The organism is Nocardia sp. NPDC004415 (assembly GCF_053602435.1).
Window position 1 is genome coordinate 1 of the sequence record NZ_JBSGDP010000043.1, and the last position, 19,320, is coordinate 19,320.

The window sequence follows — 19,320 nt, forward strand, 5'->3', positions numbered from 1 at the left end:
CGGCCCTCCAGGGGCCGCGACCTCGAGCGCGCCAGCGCTCCAACAACTCAGCTGAGCAGGCGGACCACTGCGATGGTGCCCACCACCACGATCACCGCGCGCAAGACGTTCGGTGGCAGCTTGCGGCCCACCCGCGCGCCGAGCTGACCACCGATGATCGAGCCGATCGCGATCAGCGCCACCGCCTGCCAGTTCACCTCGGCGATCGCGATGAAGATGGTCGCCGAGACCGCGTTGACGATCAGCGCCAGCACGTTCTTCACCGCGTTGAGCCGCTGGATGTCCTCGTGCACGAACACCCCGAGCAGGCCAAGCAGCAGCACGCCCTGGGCGGCACCGAAGTAGCCGCCGTAGACGCCGGTGAAATACACCGCGACCAGCAGGATCGGCCCGCCGTGCGCGGGCGCGGGGGCGTCTTCACCCCGGCGCTGCTTGACCCAGGCGGCCAGGCGCGGCTGCACCACCACCAGGATCAGCGCCGCGATGATCAGTACCGGCACGATCGCCTTGAACGCCTCGGCGGGCAGGATCAGCAGCAGCACCGCGCCGGTGATGCCACCCAGCAGCGAGGCGGTGCCCAGTTGCAGCAGTCGCGACCGCTGTCCCTCCAGTTCGCGCCGGTAGCCGATCACCCCGCTCACCGAGCCGGGGACCAGGCCGATCGTGTTCGACACATTCGCCGTCACCGGCGGCAGCCCGAACGCCAGCAGCGTGGGGAAGGTGATCAGCGTGCCCGATCCGACGATCGTGTTGATGCCACCGGCCGCGACACCGGCGGCCAGGACCAGGAGTTGTTCCAACCAAGTCATGCGAGTTCCTTTGTGCCGTCTCGTCGGACGCGATGGTCCGTACGAGCGTGCGTTTCGCTGAAACCGTACCGCCCGGTTGCTACCGGCCGGTTTCTCCAGGCCGCTTACCCGCCGGATGGGGTACGCGGTATCCTCGAAGGATCATGCAGCGGGCACTTCTTCTCGGCCGCCGCGACGGGTTCTGATACGGACCGGCTCCCGTCGCGGGGTTCCAACGCGCCGGTCGACCCGCTCCCACCAGGGAATCCACTCACATCCACGGAGAAACTTGCATGTCCTCGGCTGACGCATTCGTATCCGCTTCGCGCACCATCACGGCCCCCGGCAAACCCGCACCGGCCGACCAGCCCGCCTGGAACAACCAGAAGAACTCCTCGATGCCGGCCTTCCGGTACCGGCCCTTCGCCGAGGAGGTCGAGCCCATCTCGGTGCCCGACCGCACCTGGCCCGACAAGATCATCGACCGCGCGCCCGCGTGGTGCGCCGTCGACCTGCGCGACGGCAACCAGGCGCTGATCGACCCGATGAGCCCCGCCCGCAAGCGCCGCATGTTCGACCTGCTGGTGCGGATGGGTTACAAGGAGATCGAGGTCGGCTTCCCGGCCGCGAGCCAGACCGATTTCGACTTCGTCCGCGAGATCATCGAGGACGGCGCCATCCCCGCCGACGTCACCATCCAGGTGCTGACCCAGTGCCGTCCGGAGCTGATCGAGCGCACCTTCGAGGCGTGCAACGGCGCCCCGAACGTGATCGTGCACTTCTACAACTCCACCTCCATCCTGCAGCGTCGCGTGGTGTTCCGCGCCGAGCGCGACGCGGTGAAGAAGATCGCCACCGACGCCGCCGCGCTGTGCCTGGAGATCGAGCAGAAGTACCCGGACACCGAGTGGCGCTACGAGTACAGCCCGGAGTCCTACACCGGCACCGAGCTGGACTACGCCCGTGAGGTCTGCGACGCGGTCTCGGCGATCATCGCGCCGACGCCGGAGAAGCCGCTGATCATCAACCTGCCCGCGACCGTCGAGATGGCCACGCCCAACGTGTACGCCGACTCGATCGAGTGGATGCACCGCAACCTGGCCCGCCGCGATTCGATCGTGCTGTCGCTGCACCCGCACAACGACCGGGGCACCGCCGTCGCGGCCGCCGAGCTGGGCTACCAGGCCGGTGCCGACCGCATCGAGGGCTGCCTGTTCGGCAACGGCGAGCGCACCGGCAACGTCTGCCTGGTGACGCTGGGCATGAACATGTTCTCGCGCGGCATCGACCCGCAGATCAACTTCTCCGACATCGACGAGATCCGCCGCACGGTCGAGTACTGCAACCAGCTGGCCGTGGCCGAGCGCCACCCCTACGGCGGCGACCTGGTCTACACCGCGTTCTCCGGCAGCCACCAGGACGCCATCAACAAGGGCCTGGACGCGATGAAGGCCACCGCCGACGCGCAGAACGCCGACGTGGCCGACATCGTCTGGGAGGTCCCGTACCTGCCGATCGACCCGAAGGACGTCGGCCGCACCTACGAAGCCGTCATCCGGGTGAACTCGCAGTCCGGCAAGGGCGGCGTGGCCTACATCATGAAGACCGATCACGGGCTGGTGCTGCCGCGCCGCCTGCAGATCGAGTTCTCCCAGGCCATCCAGGCGATCACCGACGGTGAGGGCGGCGAGGTGACGCCCAAGGAGATGTGGGACGTCTTCGCCACCGAATACCTGAACCCGATCCTGCCGCTGGAGCGGATCAAGCAGATCGTCACCGCGGCCGAGACCGACGGCGGCGTCGACTCCATCGTGGCCACCGTGAAGGTCGACGGCGCCGAGCAGGAGATCACCGGCTCCGGCAACGGCCCGCTGGCCGCCTTCGTCGACGCCATCGCCAATGTCGGCTTCGACGTGCGCGTCCTGGACTACAGCGAGCACGCCATGTCCGCGGGCGACGACGCCCAGGCCGCCGCCTACGTCGAGGTCGCCATCGGCGACAAGGTCGTCTGGGGCGTCGGCATCGCCACCTCCATCACCACCGCGTCCCTGCGCGCGGTCGTCTCAGCCGTCAACCGGGCAGCCGCCCGCTAGAAACCGGCAGCCGACGAGGGCCGGGTCCGCCACCAGCGCGACCCGGCCCTCGTCATGTCGACCTTCGGCGGGCAAACTTCGGGGCCACCATCACCCCCGGCGTGCCCATTAGCTCCGTGCTAGCGTTTTAACTGCACATTCAGGCCGACTTTCCGTGCTCGAGCCGATCGAGCAAGTGGGGGAACTGTGACCGACAACGACCATAATCCGACCTCTCCGCCCTGGCTGCAGAGTCCGTCGGCTGACACGGCCGACGCTGCGTCCGGTACCGCCGGTGTGCAGACGGCGACCGAGGACAATCCCGAGAAGGCCGGTGCCGCAGCCGAATCGGCTGCCGGGGCCGGGGAAGCGCAGGAGCCTACGGGCGCCGAACAGGAACCGCAGATCGGCCTGGCCGAGCAGACCGTGTTCCAGCCGGGCGGTTTCGCGCCGGGCCCGTTCGCACCGCCCGGTTATCCGTCGCCGGACCCCCATCAAAGCGGTGGCGCGCACCCGGTGGCCGCTGGGCCGGGTCAGCCCGCGCCGGGCACCGAACAGCCGTGGCCCGGCCTGGGCCAGCCGGGGCAGGCCGCCGAGCAGCCCTGGCCCGGGCCCCCGCCGACCGGTGGTGAGCAGCCGTGGCCCGCGCCGCCGCAGGGCGGTGAGCAGCCGTACCCCGGTGTGCCCCCGCAGTATCCGGGCGCCGAGCAGCAGTTCCCCGGTGCGGGCCAGCAGCCGTATCCGGGCGCCGAGGCGCAGGGCCAGTTCCCTGGCCAGGAGCAGCAGCAACCGCCGCAGGACCCGCAGGGCGAGCCGATCTACAGCTGGGCTCCCCCGCCGCCGCCGATGTACCAGCCACCCACGCAGACCGGTATGCAGCCGGTGCCCGGTGGCCCGGGCATGATGCCCGGTCAGCCCGCGCCCCAGCAGCCGGGTCAGCCGCAGTGGCAGGGTGGTCCGCCGCCGCAGCAGCAGCCGTTCCAGCCGCAGCATGTGCCCGCGCCCGGTCAGCCGGGGCATTCGGTCAATGACCTGAACCTGCTCAAGCGGGCCCGCAAGGCGCCGCGCAGCGGGTGGCGCCGGGCCGTGCACAAGGTCTCCGGTGGCGTGATCAACCCGGGTGAGTCGGCCGCCGACGTGGTGCACCGCGACCTGGCCGAGCGGGTCAACCAGCCGGTGCGCGGCGATTACCGGATCGCGATCCTCTCGCTCAAGGGCGGCGTCGGCAAGACCACCACCACGGTCGGTCTCGGCTCCACCTTCGCCTCCCAGCGCGGCGACCGCGTCATCGCCATCGACGCCAACCCCGACCTGGGCACCCTGGCCCACCGGGTGCCGCGCCAGACCCGTTCGACGGTGCGCAACCTGCTCGAGGACCAGAGCATCACCCGCTACTCCGATGTCCGCGCGCACACCTCGCAGGCGCCGAGCCGGTTGGAAGTGCTCGCCTCCGAACAGGACCCGGCCGTGTCGGAGGCCTTCAGCGAGGCCGATTACCGCAAAGCGATCGGCATCCTGCAGTCCTTCTACAACATCATCCTGACCGACTGCGGTACCGGTCTGATGCACTCGGCGATGTCGGGCGTGCTGGACATGGCGAGCTCGCTGGTGCTGGTCACCTCCCCCGCGATCGACGGCGCGCGCAGTGCCTCGGCGACGCTGGACTGGCTCGATCACCACGGCTACAGCAAGCTCGTCGAACGCACGGTCGTGGTGGTGAACGCCTCGCGGCGCGGCGCCTCGACGGTCGACCTGGACCAGCTGCGCAAGCTGTTCCTCGACCGCACCCGCGCGGTGCAGATCGTCCCCTTCGACGATCACCTCGCCGAGGGCGCCGAGATCGACCTCGAGCTGGTCAGCAAGCCCACCCGGCGCGCCCTGCTCGAGCTGGCCGCCATGGTGGCCGACGATTTCAGCTACCACGGTCAGCCGCAGTTCCAGCCCGGCCAGCCGTACCCGGGCCAGCAGCAGCCGCAGTACCAGCCGGGACAGTACTGATCGGAGCCGGTCGCGAACGGACACTCAGCCCGCTCGCGACCGGCCTCGTCAACAGGTCATCCCGCGCTCACTGCCCGCGCCGCGCCCTCGAAGGCGTCGAGCACCGTCGCGATGGCGGGCCGTCGGTCGGCTTGCGGTCTGGTGACGATCTCGTAGACCCGTGCCGCCCGCACTCCAGCCAGCGGCAGCACCGACAACCCCGGATGCGCGACCGCCCAGCGCGGCATCAGCGCGACACCGTAGCCCGAGGCCACCAGGGTCTCGATCACCCGGAAATCGTTGAGCCGCTGCGCGATCCGTGGCCGGACCCCGGTGATGGTGGCGATCGATTCGAGCACGTCGTCGACGGGGAACCCGCCGCGCACACTCACCCAGGTCTCCTCGGCCAGTTCCTCGGCGCGCACCGATTCCCGCGCCGCCAGCGGATGATCGTGCGCGACAACCACATCGATCGGCTCCCGCACGAGCACCCGGGCGGCGATGCGCGGACCGGCCAGGGACGGCGCGCGTTCGTCGCGGTGGGTGAGCACGATGTCGTAGTCGGCCAGCAGTTTCGGCGCCTCGCTCGGTGGCAGGTCCTCGTCGCCCGCCACGATCTCCACGCCGGTGCCCTCCAGCGCCCTGAGCACGAGCGGGAGCAGCAGCGCGGCACCGGACGGGAACGAGGCCACCCGCACCTGGCCGCGCGGGGAGCCGCGGTAGCCGGCCATCTCGGCGACGGCGCGGTCCATGGCGGCGAGGACGTCGTCGGCACGCAGCACGAGCGCCTGGCCCGCGTCGGTGAGCCGCACGCGGCGCCCGTCGGGTTCCAGCAGGGCGACGCCTGCCTCCCTGGCGAGCACCTTCAGTTGCTGGGAGACCGCCGACGGTGTCATCGACAGCACCTCGGCCACGGCGGCGACGGTGCCCCGGTCGGCGAGTTCGCGCAGGATGCGCAGCCGCTCGATGGAGAACATGAAGTAAATCTACGTTATCGGTGCATTTTTATTCGATTGTCCTGATGCTTCGCCGACCGCACGATGAGTGCGTGACCACCCGCGACCGCCTGCTCGGCCTCACCGTCGTCGTGCTCTGGGGCCTGAATTTCCTGGCCATCCGGATCGGCCTCGACCACTTCCCGCCCTTCTTCTTCGTCGCCCTGCGCTTCGCCGTGATCGCGATCCCGGTGCTGGTCTTCGTCCCGCGCCCGGCGGTGCGGACCCGGTGGCTGCTGCTCTACGGCGCCGGATTCGGCATCGCGCAGTTCGCCTTCCTGTTCACCGCCATGCGCGTGGGCATGCCGACCGGGCTGGCCTCGCTGGTGCTGCAGTCCTCGGCGCCGTTCACCGTCGTCCTCGGCGCGGTGCTGCTGCGCGAACGGTTGCGGCCGGTGCAACTCGCGGGGCTGGCGGTGGCCGTGGCCGGGATGACGATCATCGCCGCCGACCGCTTCGCCACCGCCACCCTGCTCCCGGTGCTGCTCACCCTGGCCGGTGGCCTCGGCTGGGCGTTCGGGAACATCGGTGCCCGGCAGGCGGGTGCGGACTCCCCCGGCTTCGACCCGCTGCATCTCACGCTGTGGATGTCGGTGGTGCCGGTGCTGCCGATGCTGGCGCTGTCGATGCTTGTCGAGGGCCCTGGCACCGGGTTCCGCGCGCTCGGCACCGCCGTCACCACCGCCGCCGGATGGCCCGCGCTGGTCGCGCTGGCCTATATCGCCGTGCTCGCGACGGTCTGCGGATCGGGGCTGTGGACGTATCTCATGAGCCGCTATCCGGCGGGCACGGTGGCGCCGTTGTCGCTGCTCGTGCCGGTGGTCGGCATCGCGGCGGCCTGGCTCGCGCTGGGCGAGCAGCCGTCGGCGGCGGCGCTGCTCGGCGGGGTGATCGTCATCGGCGGGGCCTTCGCCGCGACGAGCACCCGGCGCGCCGCACCCGTCCAGGAGCCGGAACCGCGCCCCCGCCTCGCCGGGGTCTGATGTCCGATTCGGCGGACGATCGATGAAGCGTATGGCTAGCATGTGTGCCGATCGTCCGATGCGTTTCCGGGCGACCGGTCGGTACCCTGCGGCCCGCTTTTCGCCGCGCTCTACAGTGGTAGCAAATTGCAAGCAATACTCGAACAAGGCAGCTGAACAGCGTATGGCGGAACAGCGGTGGCCCGTTTCGCGAAGGACGTTTCTTCGCGGCACGGTCGCAGCGGGGGCGGTATCGGCAGGGGCGATGGCGGGAGCGCCGGGCATCGCGCTGGGCGTACCCCCCGGACGACGGGTCGCGGTGCTCGGCGGCGGTGTCGCCGGGCTGACGGCCGCCCACGAGCTGGCCGAACGCGGGTTCGAGGTCACCGTCTACGAGGCACGTGCCTTCGGCGGCAAGGCGCGCAGCATCCCGGTCCCCGGCACCGGCCGCGACGGCAGGCCCGATCTGCCCGGTGAGCACGGCTTCCGCTTCTTCCCCGGCTTCTATCAGAACCTGCCCGACACGATGCGCCGGATTCCGGTCGCGGGCAATGCCGACGGCGTGTGGTCCAACCTGATCTCCGTGCCCGAGGCCCGGTTCTCCCGCCGCGACGCCGACGACATCATGCTCGCCCTGCCCGACGGCATCACCGCCCCGACCACGCCCGAAGCGATCCGCGAGACCCTCGCGGGCACCATCACCACCATGTCGAAGATGCCGCCCGCCGAGGCGGCCTACTTCGCCAACCGGCTGCTGGTGTTCAACAGCAGCTGCGAGGCCCGCCGCTTCGGCCAGTGGGAACACACCTCCTGGCAGGACTTCGTGCGCGGCCACGAACGTTCGCACGAATTCCGCGCGCTGGTCTCGCGCTCGCTGACCAGCATCATGGTCGCCGCCAAGGAAGACCTCGCCAGCACCCGCACCATCGGCGGCATGGGCGAACAGTTCCTCGGCAATCCGCTGGGCCTTGGCAACGACGGCGGCCTGGACCGGGTGCTCGACAACACCACCAACACCGCCTGGATCGACCCCTGGGTGCGGCACCTGCGCGGCCTGGGCGTGCGGTTCGAGCTCGGCGCGCGCGTCGAGCAACTGACCATGCGCGACCGGCGCGTCAGCGGGGCGCGCATCGGCGACGGGCGCACGGTGGAGGCCGACTACTTCGTCGTCGCGCTGCCGGTCGAGCAGGCGCGCACACTCTGGTCGGCGCAGGTGCTCGCCGCCGCACCGGAACTCGCGGCCACCGAACGGCTGTTCGTCGACTGGATGAACGGCCTGCAGATCTATTTCCGTTCCCCACTGAACATCTCGCGCGGGCACACCGCGTTCGTCGACTCCCCGTGGTCGCTCACCTCGATCAGCCAGAACCAGCTGTGGACGCAGAAGCTGAACACCTTCGGCGACGGCACGGTGGCCGACTGCCTCTCGGTCGACATCTCCGACTGGCACACCCCGGGAATCCTCTACGGCAAGCCCGCCGAGGAATGCACCCACGAGGAGATCTTCCGCGAGGTGTGGGCGCAGCTGGCCGAACATCTCAACGATCGCGAGCAACTGCTGCGTCCGGTCGACGTGCACTCCTGGTTCCTCGACCCCGGCATCACCTGGCAGGGCAGCCGCAACGCCAACGCCGACCCGCTGCTCATCAACACCGCGGGCTCCTGGGACGCACGCCCGGAACCACACGGCTCGATCGAGAACCTCTTCCTGGCCGGCGACTACGTGCGCACCGATGTGGACCTGGCGACCATGGAGGGCGCCAACGAGTCCGCCCGCGCGGCCGTCAACGCGCTGCTCGACGTGGCAGGCTCCCCGGCACCACGCTGCACCACATTCCGCCTGCGCCGCACCCCCGAACTCGAACCCCTGCGCGCCATCGACGCCGACCGCTACGCCCACGGCCTGCCCAACCTCTTCGACGAGTAGAACGCCGGTTACACCGCCCGTAACACCGCGCACATAGACTCGCGGCGTGGCAGACATCTCGGTGCGTGGGCGCCTGGCCTTGCGAGCGGCGGCGGCAGCGTCGTGGGCTTCGCAGAAGGCGGGTCGCGGCAAGGGTTCGATGATCGGCGGCCTGATCGCGTTGAAGATCGATCCGTCGATCATGACGCAGCTCGGGCGGGGCAGGCGCACGGTGCTGATCACCGGCACCAACGGCAAATCCACCACCACCCGGATGACCACCGCGGCGCTGGGCACCCTCGGCGCGGTCGCCACCCAGGCCGACGGCGCCAATATGGACGCGGGCATCGTCGCCGCGCTGAGCCTGCATCCCGGGGTGGCGCTGGCCGCCATCGAGGTCGACGAACTGCATCTGCCGCACGTCAGCGACGCGCTGGACCCGGCCGCGATCGTGCTGCTCAACCTGAGCCGCGACCAGCTCGACCGGGTCGGCGAGATCAACATGATCGAACGCAAGCTGCGCGCGGGGCTCGAGCGTCATCCCGACGCGGTCGTCATCGCCAACTGTGACGACGTGCTGGTCGCCTCGATCGCCTACGACCATCCGAACGTGGTGTGGGTGTCGGCGGGCAGCGGCTGGGCCGTCGACGCCACCAGCTGCCCGCGCAGCGGTGAGCCGATCGTCTGGGAGGGTGAGAACTGGCGCTCGACCGGCGCCGACTTCCACCGTCCGGAACCGCAGTGGTGGCTCGAGGGCGAGGACCTGTGCGGGCCCGACGGCTTCCGCGCGGCCCTGCACCTGGCGCTGCCCGGGCGCGCCAACCGCGGTAATGCCGCGCAGGCCGTGGCCGCGGCGGTGGCGCTGGGCGCCTCGCCCGCCAAGGCGACCGACGCCACCGGCACCGTGCGCGAGATCGCGGGCCGCTACCGCACCGTCACCGTCGGCGAGCACGACGCGCGGCTGCTGCTGGCCAAGAATCCGGCGGGCTGGCAGGAAGCGCTGTCGATGATCGAGCCGACCTCGGCCGGGCTGGTGATCGCGGTGAACGGGCAGGTGCCCGACGGCGAGGACCTGTCCTGGCTGTGGGACGTGCGCTTCGAGCACTTCGAGGGCGTGCAGGTGGTCGCCGCGGGCGAACGCGCCACCGACCTGGCCGTGCGCCTGACCTACGCGGGCGTCGAGCACACCCTCATCCCCGATCCGCTGCGCGCCATCGCCTCCTGCCCCGCCGGGCACGTCGAGGTGCTGGCCAACTACACCGCGTTCCGCGATCTCAACCGCGACCTGGAGGCACGCAAGTGAGCGAGTCGACCATCCGTATCGGCCTGGTGCTGCCCGATGTGATGGGCACCTACGGCGATGGCGGCAACGCCCTGGTGCTGCGTCAGCGGCTGCGCATGCGCGGCTACGACGCCGAGATCATCGACATCACCCTGGCCGACCCCGTGCCCGATTCCTTCGACATCTACACCCTCGGTGGCGCCGAGGACTCCGCCCAGCGCCTGGCCACCCGCCACCTGCAGAAGTACCCCGGCCTACAGCAGGCCGCCGCCAAGGGCGCACCGGTGCTGGCCATCTGCGCGGCCATTCAGGTGCTCGGCAACTGGTACGAGACCTCGGCGGGCGAGAAGGTCGACGGCGTGAGCCTGTTCGACGTCACCACCTCCCCGCAGGACCTGCGCGCGATCGGCGAAGTGACCACCACCCCCCTGATCCCCGGCCTGTCCGCCCCGCTCACCGGCTTCGAGAACCACCGCGGCGGCACGAAACTCGGCCCCGACGCCGCGCCCCTGGCCCGCGTCACCCGCGGTGTCGGCAACGGCGTCGGCGACGGCACCGAGGGTGTGGTCCAGGGCTCGGTCATCGGCACCTACCTGCACGGCCCCGCCCTGGCCCGCAACCCCGAACTGGCCGACCTCCTCATCGCCCAGGCCCTGAACATCCTCCCCACCGACCTGGCCCCCCTCGACCTCCCCGAAGTCGACCGCCTCCGCCGAGAACGCCTCCGCGCCTGATCAGCAGACCAGCGACGCTGCCGACGACACGGCATCGGCATTCGGCTCAGGGCGACTTTTACCCTCGCTGAGCCGCCGCGTGCGCCGATAGCGTCGGGCCTCGCATGTGCCGCGACCGCCGGGGCACCGGAGGTGGAGGTGAGTCGGGTGACCGCAGTGGTGACGGCCGGGGTCGCCGGGCAACGGGAGGCGAGCAGGGCTCGGGTGCGGCGGGGGCGGTCGGTGCTGGCCGGGGTCGTGGCGGTGGGGATCGTGCTGCTGGGGTGGAGCGTCGTGACCGGCGCCGGGCTGGTTGATCCGCTGTATCTGCCGTCGCCGAAGGCCGTGTGGGAGGCGTTCGTGCGGGCCAACAGCACGCATCGGATCGCCGACGGGGTGGATCGCTGGGTGGTCGGCGAGCAGAACTACTACCTCTGGGAGCACCTGCTGGCCAGCATCCAGCGGATCGCCGTGGGTGTGGGGGCGGCGATCGTGATCGGGCCGCTGGTCGGGTTCGTGATGGGGATGGTCGCGCCGGTGCGGTGGGTCACCGAGCCGGTGCTGAACTTCCTGCGGGCACTGCCGCCGCTGGGCTACATCGGCCTGCTGATCGTGTGGTTCGGCATCGGTGACACCTCCAAGATCTGGCTGCTGTTCCTGGCCGCCTTCCCGCCGATCGCCGTGGCCACCCTCGACGGCGTACTCGGCGTCAAACAGGACTATCTCCACGCCGCCCGCTCGCTCGGCGCCGGGCGCGCCCAGGTGATCGCGCTGGTCGTGTTGCCCGCGACCCTGCCGAATGTCATCAGCGGCATCCGCATCGCCACCGCGTTCGCGTGGACCACCGTGGTCGCGGCCGAACTGAACAACGGCATTCCCGGCATCGGCGGGCTCGCCTATGTGGCGGGCACACAACTGAATACGCCGCTCACCATCGCCTGCATCATCGTGATCGGCGTGGCGGCGCTGCTGCTGGACGCGGTGATCGCGTTTCTCGGCACCAAAGCTGTTCCCTGGAAAGGCAAAGCATGACAACCACTGTGCGCAAGGTCGTCGCGACCTCGGCCGCGCTCACCGCCGTTCTCGCCGTCACCGCGGGGTGCGTGGAATCGGGGCGCGGTGACACCGGCGCCGCGGCCGCGAGCTGCCCGTTCGCCGCCGACACCAGCGTCACCAGCACGGTGCGGCTGGGATATCAGGCGATTCCCAACGGCGACCTGCTGGTGAAGGACCGCGATCTGCTGCAGGTGTGCCTGCCCAACGCGAAGATCACCTGGAGCCAGTTCGCCTCCGGCGCGGATGTGGTGCAGGCCTTCGGCGCGGGCAGCCTCGATATCGGCACACTCGGTTCCAGCCCGGCGACCAAGGCGTTGTCCGCGCCGCTGAACCTGCCGGTGCAGGTGGTGTGGATCCACGACGTGATCGGCACCTCGGAATCACTGGTGGTCAAGGACAAGTCGGTGACCACGCTGGCCGGGCTGCGCGGCAAGAAGGTCGCCACACCGTTCGGCAGCACCGCGCACTACAGCCTGCTCGCCGCCATCGACAAGGCCGGGCTGACCGGTCAGGTGGAGCTGATCAACCTGCAGCCCGAGGCGATTCCCGGTGCGTGGCAGGGCAACCAGATCGATGCCGCCTGGGTGTGGGACCCGACCCTGTCCAAGCTGACCGCCGCGGGCGGCACGGTGCTCACCAGCAGCGCCGAGACCGCGGCCGCCGGTGCGCCCACCTACGACGTGGCCATCGCCGACAAGAAGTTCCTCGCCGCCAATGCCGCGTTCGCCACCGTCTGGGCGAAGGTGCAGAACTACGCCGTCGAGCAGTTGCGCACCCAGCATGCCGACGCGGCCGTCTCGATCGGCGCGCAACTCGGTATCGCGCCCGACCAGGTCGTCCCCCAGCTGGCCGGATACCAGTACCTGCCCGCCGCCGAGCAGGCCGGACCGCGCTATCTCGGTGGCGGTTTCGCCGCCGACCTCACCGGCACCGCGCGCTTCCTGCTGAGCCAGGGTGGCGTCACCGCGGTCGGCGGCGAGCAGCAGTACCGCGACGGCATCGCGGTCGCCCCCGCGGCGGGCGCGGCCTCGTGAGCACCGGGCCTGCGACCGGCGACGCCGAGCGGGTGACGCTGACCGGGGTGTGCAAGAGCTACCCCGGTCCCGACGGTGACGTGCCGGTGCTCGCGCCGACCGATCTCACCATCGAGCCCGGCGAATTCGTCTGTGTCGTCGGCCCGTCCGGGTGCGGCAAGTCGACGCTGCTCAATATCCTGGCCGGTTTCCTCGCGCCGACCTCGGGCGAGGTGCGGGTGGGCGAGCGGGTGGTCACCGGGCCCGATCCCGATCGCGGGGTGGTGTTCCAGCAGGCGAATCTGTATCCGTGGCTGACGGTGCGCGGCAATGTCGAGTTCGGCCCGAAAGTGCGTGGGGTGCGCAAGGACGCGCGTCGCGCCGAGGCCCAGCGGCTGCTCGAGCTGGTCGGTCTCGACGAGCTCGGCGACCGCAGGCCCTACGAGCTCTCCGGCGGTCAGCAGCAGCGCGCGCAGATCGCCAGGGTGCTGATCAACGATCCGGGCATCGTCTTGATGGACGAACCCTTCGGCGCACTCGACGCGCTCACCAGGGAACGCCTGCAACGCGAACTGCTCGGCCTGTGGCGCGAGCGCCGCAAGACGGTCCTGTTCGTCACCCACGGCATCGAGGAGGCCATCCTGCTCGGCACCCGCGTCCTGGTGATGGGCACCCGGCCCGGCCGGATCGTGCACGATGTGACGCCCGGCTTCGAGCCCGGCGCCGACTTCGACACCGTCCGGGCCGACCCCGGATTCATCGCCCTGCGCGACGAACTGGCCCGCCACATCTACGCCGCCCACGCCTGATCACTCGGCGGGCGCGGGTACCCGTCGCCGCAGCCACGGCCGGGTGATGAGCCAGCCGAAACCGGCCGCCAGCGGGAACATCACCACGCCGTAGACGGCCGCGGGCATCGCCATCTCGGTACTGCCGATGACGCTGAGCGCGATGGTGATCGCGATGGTGCTGTTGTGCAGGCCGACCTCCATCGAGCAGGCGATGGCCTGCCGGGTGCGGATGCCGAGCAGGCGTGGCACCAGGTAGCCGATGGTCAGGCTGATCAGGCAGAACACCAGCGTGATCACGCCGACGTCGGCCAGCGCGTCGTCGGCGCCGCTATCGCTGAGGATGGCGCCGACGATCACCAGCACCAGCGTCACCGCCGAGCCGATGCGCACCGGGCGTTCCATCCGGGTGGCGAAATCCTGCGACCAGCGCCGCACCAGCATGCCCAGCGCGACGGGCACCAGCACGATAGCGAACACCTGCACCACCTTGCCGATCTGCAAGCCGATCGCGTCGGCCCCGCCGGACGGCTCGAAGTAGTCGATGGCGAAGTTGGTGACCAGCGGCACGGTGACCACTGCCAGCACCGAATTCACCGCCGTGAGCGAGACGTTGAGCGCCACGTCCCCGCGGAACAGGTGGCTGAACAGATTGGCCGTGGTCCCGCCGGGCGAGGCCGCGAGCAGCATCATGCCGACGGCCAGGATCGGCGGCAGCCCGAAGGCCAGCACCAGCCCGAACGCGATGACCGGCAGCACCACGACCTGGCAGATCAGCGCGATGGCGACCACGCGCGGGGTCTTGGCGATGCGGGTGAAGTCGGCGACGGTGAGCGAGAGCCCGAGGCCGAACATGATCACCGCCAGCGCCAGCGGGAGTCCGACGGTGACCAAGGGTGTGTTCATAGCATCCTCATCCAGCGGGTTCTGAGACGCGTTGGTCTCAAACCGGGAGGATAGCCGCCGACACCCCACACCGTACCCGAAATGCCGGGTTTGTCCGCTCTAGGCGGTGGCCTTCACCGCCGTGGCCGAGGTGCTGGCATCGGTGCACAGATCGTGCACGAACCGCATCTTCTCCAGCACCCGGTCCGGCAGCACGAACGGATACAGGTCGTCGTGGCCCATCGAGCGGTTGACCATGTTCAGCGCCCAGGCCAGCGGCAACCACAGCTCGATGATCTTGTCGAAGCCCGCCCGGCCCACCTGCGGACGGTCCAGCGTGGCGCCCGCGGGGGCGAAGCCGAAGGCCGCGGCGGTGTCGAGGGTGTCGCGGATGTGCAGGTAGTGGGCGAAGGTCTCGGCCCAGTCCTCGGCGGCGTGCATGGTGGCGTAGGAGGACACGTAGTCGTTGTCCCAGCCCGCGGGCGCGCCCTGGGAGTAGTGGCGGTCCAGGGCCGCCTGGTAGTCGGCGTCGGGGTCGCCGAACAGTTCGCGGAAGCGGGCGAGCGCGTCGGCACCGGTGACCAGGACCGGGAAGTAGTAGTGGCCGATCTCGTGGCGGAAGTGGCCCAGCAGCGTGCGATAGGGCTCGGCCATCTCGATGCGCAGTTGCTCGCGGTGCGGGTCGTTGGCCTCGGCCAGGTCGAGGGTGACCACGCCGTCGACATGCCCGGTCAGCACGTCGGCGGTGCGGCTGGAGAGCAGGTCGAAGGCCAGGCCGTGCGGGTCGGCGTCGCGGCCGACGATCGGCAGCCCGAGTTCGGCCAGCTCGAAGATCAGACGTCGCTTGGCCGCCTCGGCCTCGGCGAAGGCGGCCAGCCCGGCGGTGTCGGCGTCGTTGGGGCGGGTGCGGGTGAGCGCGCAGGAGGCGCACAGCTTCGGGCCCGGCGCGCCGTACTCGTCGGAGACCAGCCAATTGCACTGCGCCACATGCAGGTTGTCGCAGAGCCGGAACCGGTCGCCGTCGACCACCCCGCCCACCGGATCGACGGCCGCCGCACCCGGCGGATCACCGATCACCACCAGGGCGCGTTCCCGCAGGCTGAACCCGAGCGGGCTCGAACACGACAGGCACACCGAATTCTCGAACGCCAGCTGCTGTCCGCAGTTCGGGCACACGAAATCACGCAAGACCTACACCTCCACCGGGGCTACATCGACCGAGACCGTGATCGTGGACTGTTTGGCGTCGGTGTAGATGATGCCACGCAGCGGGGGAACATCCTGGTAGTCGCGGCCCCACGCCACGGTCACGTACCGCTCGTCGGCGAACTGGTCGTTGGTGGGGTCGAAGGCGATCCAGCGACCGGTGCGGTCGGTGGGATCGGTGCCGGGCAGCCAGACCGCCGCCCAGGCGTGGGTGGCGTCGACCCCGACCATGCGCTCCTTGCCGGGCGGCGGATCGGTGGCCAGATAGCCCGACACATAGCGCGCCGCCAGCCCGTGCGAACGCAGGCAGGCCGCGCCGATGCGGGCGAAATCCTGGCAGACGCCCTCGCGCGCGGCGAACACATCGGCCACGCTCGTGCTGACCGTGGTGGAACCGGAGACATAGCGGAAATCGCGATTGATCCGGGTGTTCAGCTCGGTGACCGCCTCCAGCAGCGGCCGCCCCGGCGCGAAACTCTTGGCGGCGTAGTCGAACACCTCCGGGGTGATCTCCGGGGGCAGCAGGTCGAGGGTGAACTCGACCGCCAGCGGGCCGGTGGTCGCGCCCGGACGCGCCGATTCCCACGGGAGATCGGCGCCGGCCAGCGTGGACGGGTGCTCGCCGTCGACGTCGACCAGCGATTCCCCAGTCACCTCCAGCGTCCGGTGTTCGGCGGTGACGTGGAAGAAGGTGGTCGCGTTGCCGTAGACGTCATTGCCCACCGACCGGTCCGACGGCACCGGATCGATGACGATGTCGTGTTCGAGCAGCCGCTGCCCGGCGAAGGCGCGCGGGGTGAGGAAGGCACGCCCGTAGGAGCTGGTGACCTCGTCGGAGTAGCGGTAGGTGGTGCGGTGCACCACCCGGTAGCGCCTGCTCATCCGACCATCCTGGTGTTACCCCACAGCGGCTGGATACCCACGGGCACCGCGAGTTTGGTCGCCTCGAACGACTCCGACAGCTTGCGCAGCCGCAAGTGCACCCCCTCCAGCAGTTCCACCAGCTCGGTGCGGATTCCGGCCGGGTCGGTGTTCTCCAGCTCGGCCGGGTCGACGCGGCGCAGCATGCGCTGGGCGTCGGCCAGCAGCCGCTGCGACCGCGTGGCGCCCGAACCGCCGGGCAGTGCCTGGAAGTCGGCTTCGAGCCGGTCGAGCTGATACACCAGCGAGCGCGGATTGCCCGCGTCGAACAGCAGCAGCCCGGCGAGCGCGGCCACGTGTGCCGAACCGCGATGGCGGCGCCGGTAACTCACCGCCGACTCGGTAGCCACCAGGACGGCGTCGGCGACCACGGCGTCCACCTCGGGCGGGTTCGACTGCGCCAGCGTCGATTTCAGCAGCGCCGCCAGCCCGAGTCCGCGTTCGATCCGCTTGCCGATATCCATGACGTACCAGCCGGTGTCGCGCACCAGCGATTCCGCGCCGATCCCCGACAGCGACAGCAGCGCCGCCAGCGTCAGCGAATGCACCGCCGACAGGGCGTTCTCCTGTTCGGCACTGGCCCCGCGGAATTCGGCGAGGGCGCGGTCGACGGCGCCGAGGATCATCCAGGTGTCGGCCGAGAGCTGGTCACGCACGGCGCGCGCGGCCGAACCGTAGTGGTCGACCGCGTAGGACAGGGACCCGGGCAGGTTGCGGTCACCGGTGAGCGATGCGAGGTAGTCGAATCCGTCCGCCGAGGCGCCCGCGACCGCCCGCCGGACCTGCGCGGTGAGGTCACCCGGCTCGGGCACCGCCGCGTCGGTGTCCGCGTCCGGCTCACCGGACTGGTCCTCGCCCCGGCCGAGCTGGATCTGCGCGATCGGCGCCGGGCCGGTGGGCGTCTCGTGCGGCAGCACCGACTCCGGCGCGGTGGTGCCGGTGGTGAGCGACAGCGCGCGCATCAGGATCGGCAGACCCTCGGCGCCGTCGTGCCAGGGGCGGTAGCGATAGTCCTGGTAGATGTCGTGCGTGGCGGCCAGCAGCCGGACGACCGCCTCGGCGCGTTCGCTGTAGCGGCCCATCCAGAACAGGTCGTTGAGCACACGCGGCGAGCTCACCGCCTCCACCACCGGCACCGCGCGACGCAGCCGTTCCTCGTGCGGCGCCTCCGCGCCGACCGCGGCGGCCACCGCCGGAGCCGCCCGCACCCACACGTCCTTGGCGGCCACCTTGATCACGGTGCGGCTCGGTTCCAGCCGCATCCACTGCTGTCCGAGCCCACCGGCCATCGCCGTGTAACCACCGCGCCTGGCCAGCGAGAACAGCCGCATACCGACCGGCACCGGCGCCAGCCCGGTGGCCCCTTCCACGGCGGGCGCGACGGAGAACTCGGCGGGCTCCTGGCCCACCCACTTCCACCGCTCGGTCTCGATCCGGGCCGCGAGTTCGCCGCGTTCGGCCGAGGACAGGGTGGGCCCGACGATCGTCGTCCCGTCGACAGCCGACCGCACCACCAGCTGGTCGAGATGGCCGATCAGGTGCGCGCGTTCGGTGTCGTCGCCGCCCCAGTAGGCGGGCGTGCCGTCGAGTAGCAGGTCCTCGCCTAGCACCGAGCGCGCGATCCGCGGCAGGAACGCGCTCAGCGCGGGCGATTCCAGCAGTCCGCTGCCCAGCGTGTTGACCACCGTGACGGCCCCGCGCCGCAGCACCTCGACCAGCCCCACCACGCCGAGCCGCGAATCCGCGCGCAGGTCCAGCGGATCGGAGAACTCGGCGTCGACCCGGCGCAACACCACATCGACGCGTTCCAGGCTGCCCAGCGAGCGCATCCACAGCGCGCCGTCGCGCACCACCAGATCGGCGCTCTCGACCAGCGGGAAACCCAGCGTCTGCGCGAGATAGGCCTGGTCGAAGGCGGTTTCGGAGTGCGAGCCGGGGCTGAGCACCACCACCACCGGTTCCTCGCCGTCGGCCAGTTCGGGCGCGGCCTCCTCGAGCATCAGCCGCATGGCCCGCGCGAACGGGGTGAGCGGGCGCGGGATCGCGTGCTCGAACGCCTCGGGAATGGCCTCCGACACCACCCGCCGGTCGGCCAGCGCGTACCCCGCGCCCGAGGGCGCCTGCGCCCAGTCGGCCAGCACCCGGAACTGTCCGTCGCTCCAGCGGCTGATGTCGCAGGCGTGCAGGAACAGCTGGTGGGTGCCGGGAATGGTGATGCCGTGCGCGGCCCGCACATACCCGGTGCTGCCGAACACGATCTCCGGCGGCAGCAGTCCCGAACTCAGCAGCCTGCGCGGTCCGTACACATCGGTGAGCACCTCGTCGAGCACCTGCGAGCGCTGCACGAGCCCGCTCTCCAGCCGGGTCCAGTCGTCGGCCGAGACCAGCAGCGGGATCGGGTCGAGCCGCCAGGGCGAGGCGGTCGCGGCGTCGTCACCGAGACCGACCTCGGTGTAGGTGACGCCGTCGTCCTCGATCTGCCTGCGCACCCGGTCCTCGATGCGCCCGATCCCGGCGACACCCTGATCGGCGAACCCCGCCGACAGCTCCGACCACATCGCCCGCACCCGGCCGTGACTGTCGACCAGTTCGTCGTAGTACCCGGCCGTCGGCCTGCCGCACCCGTCGAACCGCGCGTCGGCGTCGCCTGCCGCCCGGTACCGGGCGAATTGCTCGGCCACCTGTTGATGCAGGGTCGGCACGCCCGGGGGACGGTCCAGTCGATCAGGCACCCTGGCTTGCTCCTTCGCTCGCCG

General features: G+C 70.5%; 15 protein-coding genes. 9 read left to right on the forward strand and 6 right to left on the reverse strand.

Annotated elements, in window-relative coordinates:
• Window positions 1–47: 47 nt before the first annotated feature.
• Window positions 48–809: a sulfite exporter TauE/SafE family protein gene (locus ACWEMY_RS19985; protein WP_452391221.1), complete on the reverse strand. Its 762-nt coding sequence runs from the start codon at window positions 807–809 to the stop codon at window positions 48–50.
• Between the two features lie 272 nt (window positions 810–1,081).
• Here ACWEMY_RS19985 and leuA point away from each other — a divergent pair, with 272 nt between their 5' ends.
• Both leuA and ACWEMY_RS19995 read left to right on the forward strand, forming a co-directional pair.
• Window positions 1,082–2,881, forward strand: a complete 1,800-nt coding sequence (leuA, locus tag ACWEMY_RS19990; RefSeq protein ID WP_375932824.1) for a 2-isopropylmalate synthase — start codon at window positions 1,082–1,084, stop codon at window positions 2,879–2,881.
• A gap of 276 nt (window positions 2,882–3,157) precedes the next feature.
• Entirely contained in the window at window positions 3,158–4,858 is a 1,701-nt protein-coding gene (locus ACWEMY_RS19995) for a nucleotide-binding protein (protein WP_452391222.1), read from the forward strand.
• Window positions 4,859–4,914: 56 nt separating this feature from the next.
• On the opposite strand, the gene ACWEMY_RS20000 is transcribed toward ACWEMY_RS19995, so the two are convergent.
• Complete coding sequence (locus ACWEMY_RS20000; RefSeq protein ID WP_452391223.1) at window positions 4,915–5,814, reverse strand: LysR family transcriptional regulator; 900 nt, start codon at window positions 5,812–5,814, stop codon at window positions 4,915–4,917.
• Window positions 5,815–5,885: 71 nt separating this feature from the next.
• On the opposite strand from ACWEMY_RS20000, the gene ACWEMY_RS20005 reads away from it, so the two are divergent.
• The 7 genes from ACWEMY_RS20005 (at window position 5,886) to ACWEMY_RS20035 (ending at window position 13,573) form a co-directional block, all read left to right on the forward strand.
• Window positions 5,886–6,815: an EamA family transporter gene (locus ACWEMY_RS20005; RefSeq protein WP_452391224.1), complete on the forward strand. Its 930-nt coding sequence runs from the start codon at window positions 5,886–5,888 to the stop codon at window positions 6,813–6,815.
• Between the two features lie 244 nt (window positions 6,816–7,059).
• On the forward strand, window positions 7,060–8,721 hold the full coding sequence (locus ACWEMY_RS20010) for a hydroxysqualene dehydroxylase (RefSeq protein WP_452391225.1): 1,662 nt from the start codon (window positions 7,060–7,062) through the stop codon (window positions 8,719–8,721).
• Between the two features lie 46 nt (window positions 8,722–8,767).
• Window positions 8,768–10,003 (forward strand): MurT ligase domain-containing protein, encoded by a 1,236-nt coding sequence (locus tag ACWEMY_RS20015; RefSeq protein WP_375932810.1) that lies wholly within the window; start codon window positions 8,768–8,770, stop codon window positions 10,001–10,003.
• Window positions 10,000–10,716 (forward strand): type 1 glutamine amidotransferase, encoded by a 717-nt coding sequence (locus ACWEMY_RS20020; protein WP_452391226.1) that lies wholly within the window; start codon window positions 10,000–10,002, stop codon window positions 10,714–10,716. Before ACWEMY_RS20015 ends, ACWEMY_RS20020 begins: the two co-directional genes overlap by 4 nt.
• A gap of 156 nt (window positions 10,717–10,872) precedes the next feature.
• Window positions 10,873–11,727: an ABC transporter permease gene (locus ACWEMY_RS20025; protein ID WP_452391247.1), complete on the forward strand. Its 855-nt coding sequence runs from the start codon at window positions 10,873–10,875 to the stop codon at window positions 11,725–11,727.
• A complete protein-coding gene (locus ACWEMY_RS20030) occupies window positions 11,724–12,785 on the forward strand; it encodes a taurine ABC transporter substrate-binding protein (RefSeq protein ID WP_452391227.1) in 1,062 nt (353 codons plus the stop codon). Before ACWEMY_RS20025 ends, ACWEMY_RS20030 begins: the two co-directional genes overlap by 4 nt.
• Window positions 12,782–13,573 carry an ABC transporter ATP-binding protein gene (locus ACWEMY_RS20035; RefSeq protein ID WP_452391228.1) on the forward strand — a complete coding sequence of 264 codons (792 nt, stop codon included), beginning with the start codon at window positions 12,782–12,784 and terminating at the stop codon, window positions 13,571–13,573. Before ACWEMY_RS20030 ends, ACWEMY_RS20035 begins: the two co-directional genes overlap by 4 nt.
• On the opposite strand, the gene ACWEMY_RS20040 is transcribed toward ACWEMY_RS20035, so the two are convergent.
• From ACWEMY_RS20040 to ACWEMY_RS20055, 4 genes are all read right to left on the reverse strand, one after another.
• Window positions 13,574–14,458 (reverse strand): bile acid:sodium symporter family protein, encoded by an 885-nt coding sequence (locus tag ACWEMY_RS20040; RefSeq protein WP_452391229.1) that lies wholly within the window; start codon window positions 14,456–14,458, stop codon window positions 13,574–13,576.
• A gap of 99 nt (window positions 14,459–14,557) precedes the next feature.
• Window positions 14,558–15,625: a zinc-binding metallopeptidase family protein gene (locus ACWEMY_RS20045; protein WP_452391230.1), complete on the reverse strand. Its 1,068-nt coding sequence runs from the start codon at window positions 15,623–15,625 to the stop codon at window positions 14,558–14,560.
• Between the two features lie 3 nt (window positions 15,626–15,628).
• Window positions 15,629–16,525 (reverse strand): transglutaminase family protein, encoded by an 897-nt coding sequence (locus ACWEMY_RS20050; RefSeq protein ID WP_452391231.1) that lies wholly within the window; start codon window positions 16,523–16,525, stop codon window positions 15,629–15,631.
• Entirely contained in the window at window positions 16,522–19,296 is a 2,775-nt protein-coding gene (locus tag ACWEMY_RS20055) for a circularly permuted type 2 ATP-grasp protein (RefSeq protein WP_452391232.1), read from the reverse strand. Before ACWEMY_RS20055 ends, ACWEMY_RS20050 begins: the two co-directional genes overlap by 4 nt.
• Window positions 19,297–19,320: the final 24 nt, after the last annotated feature.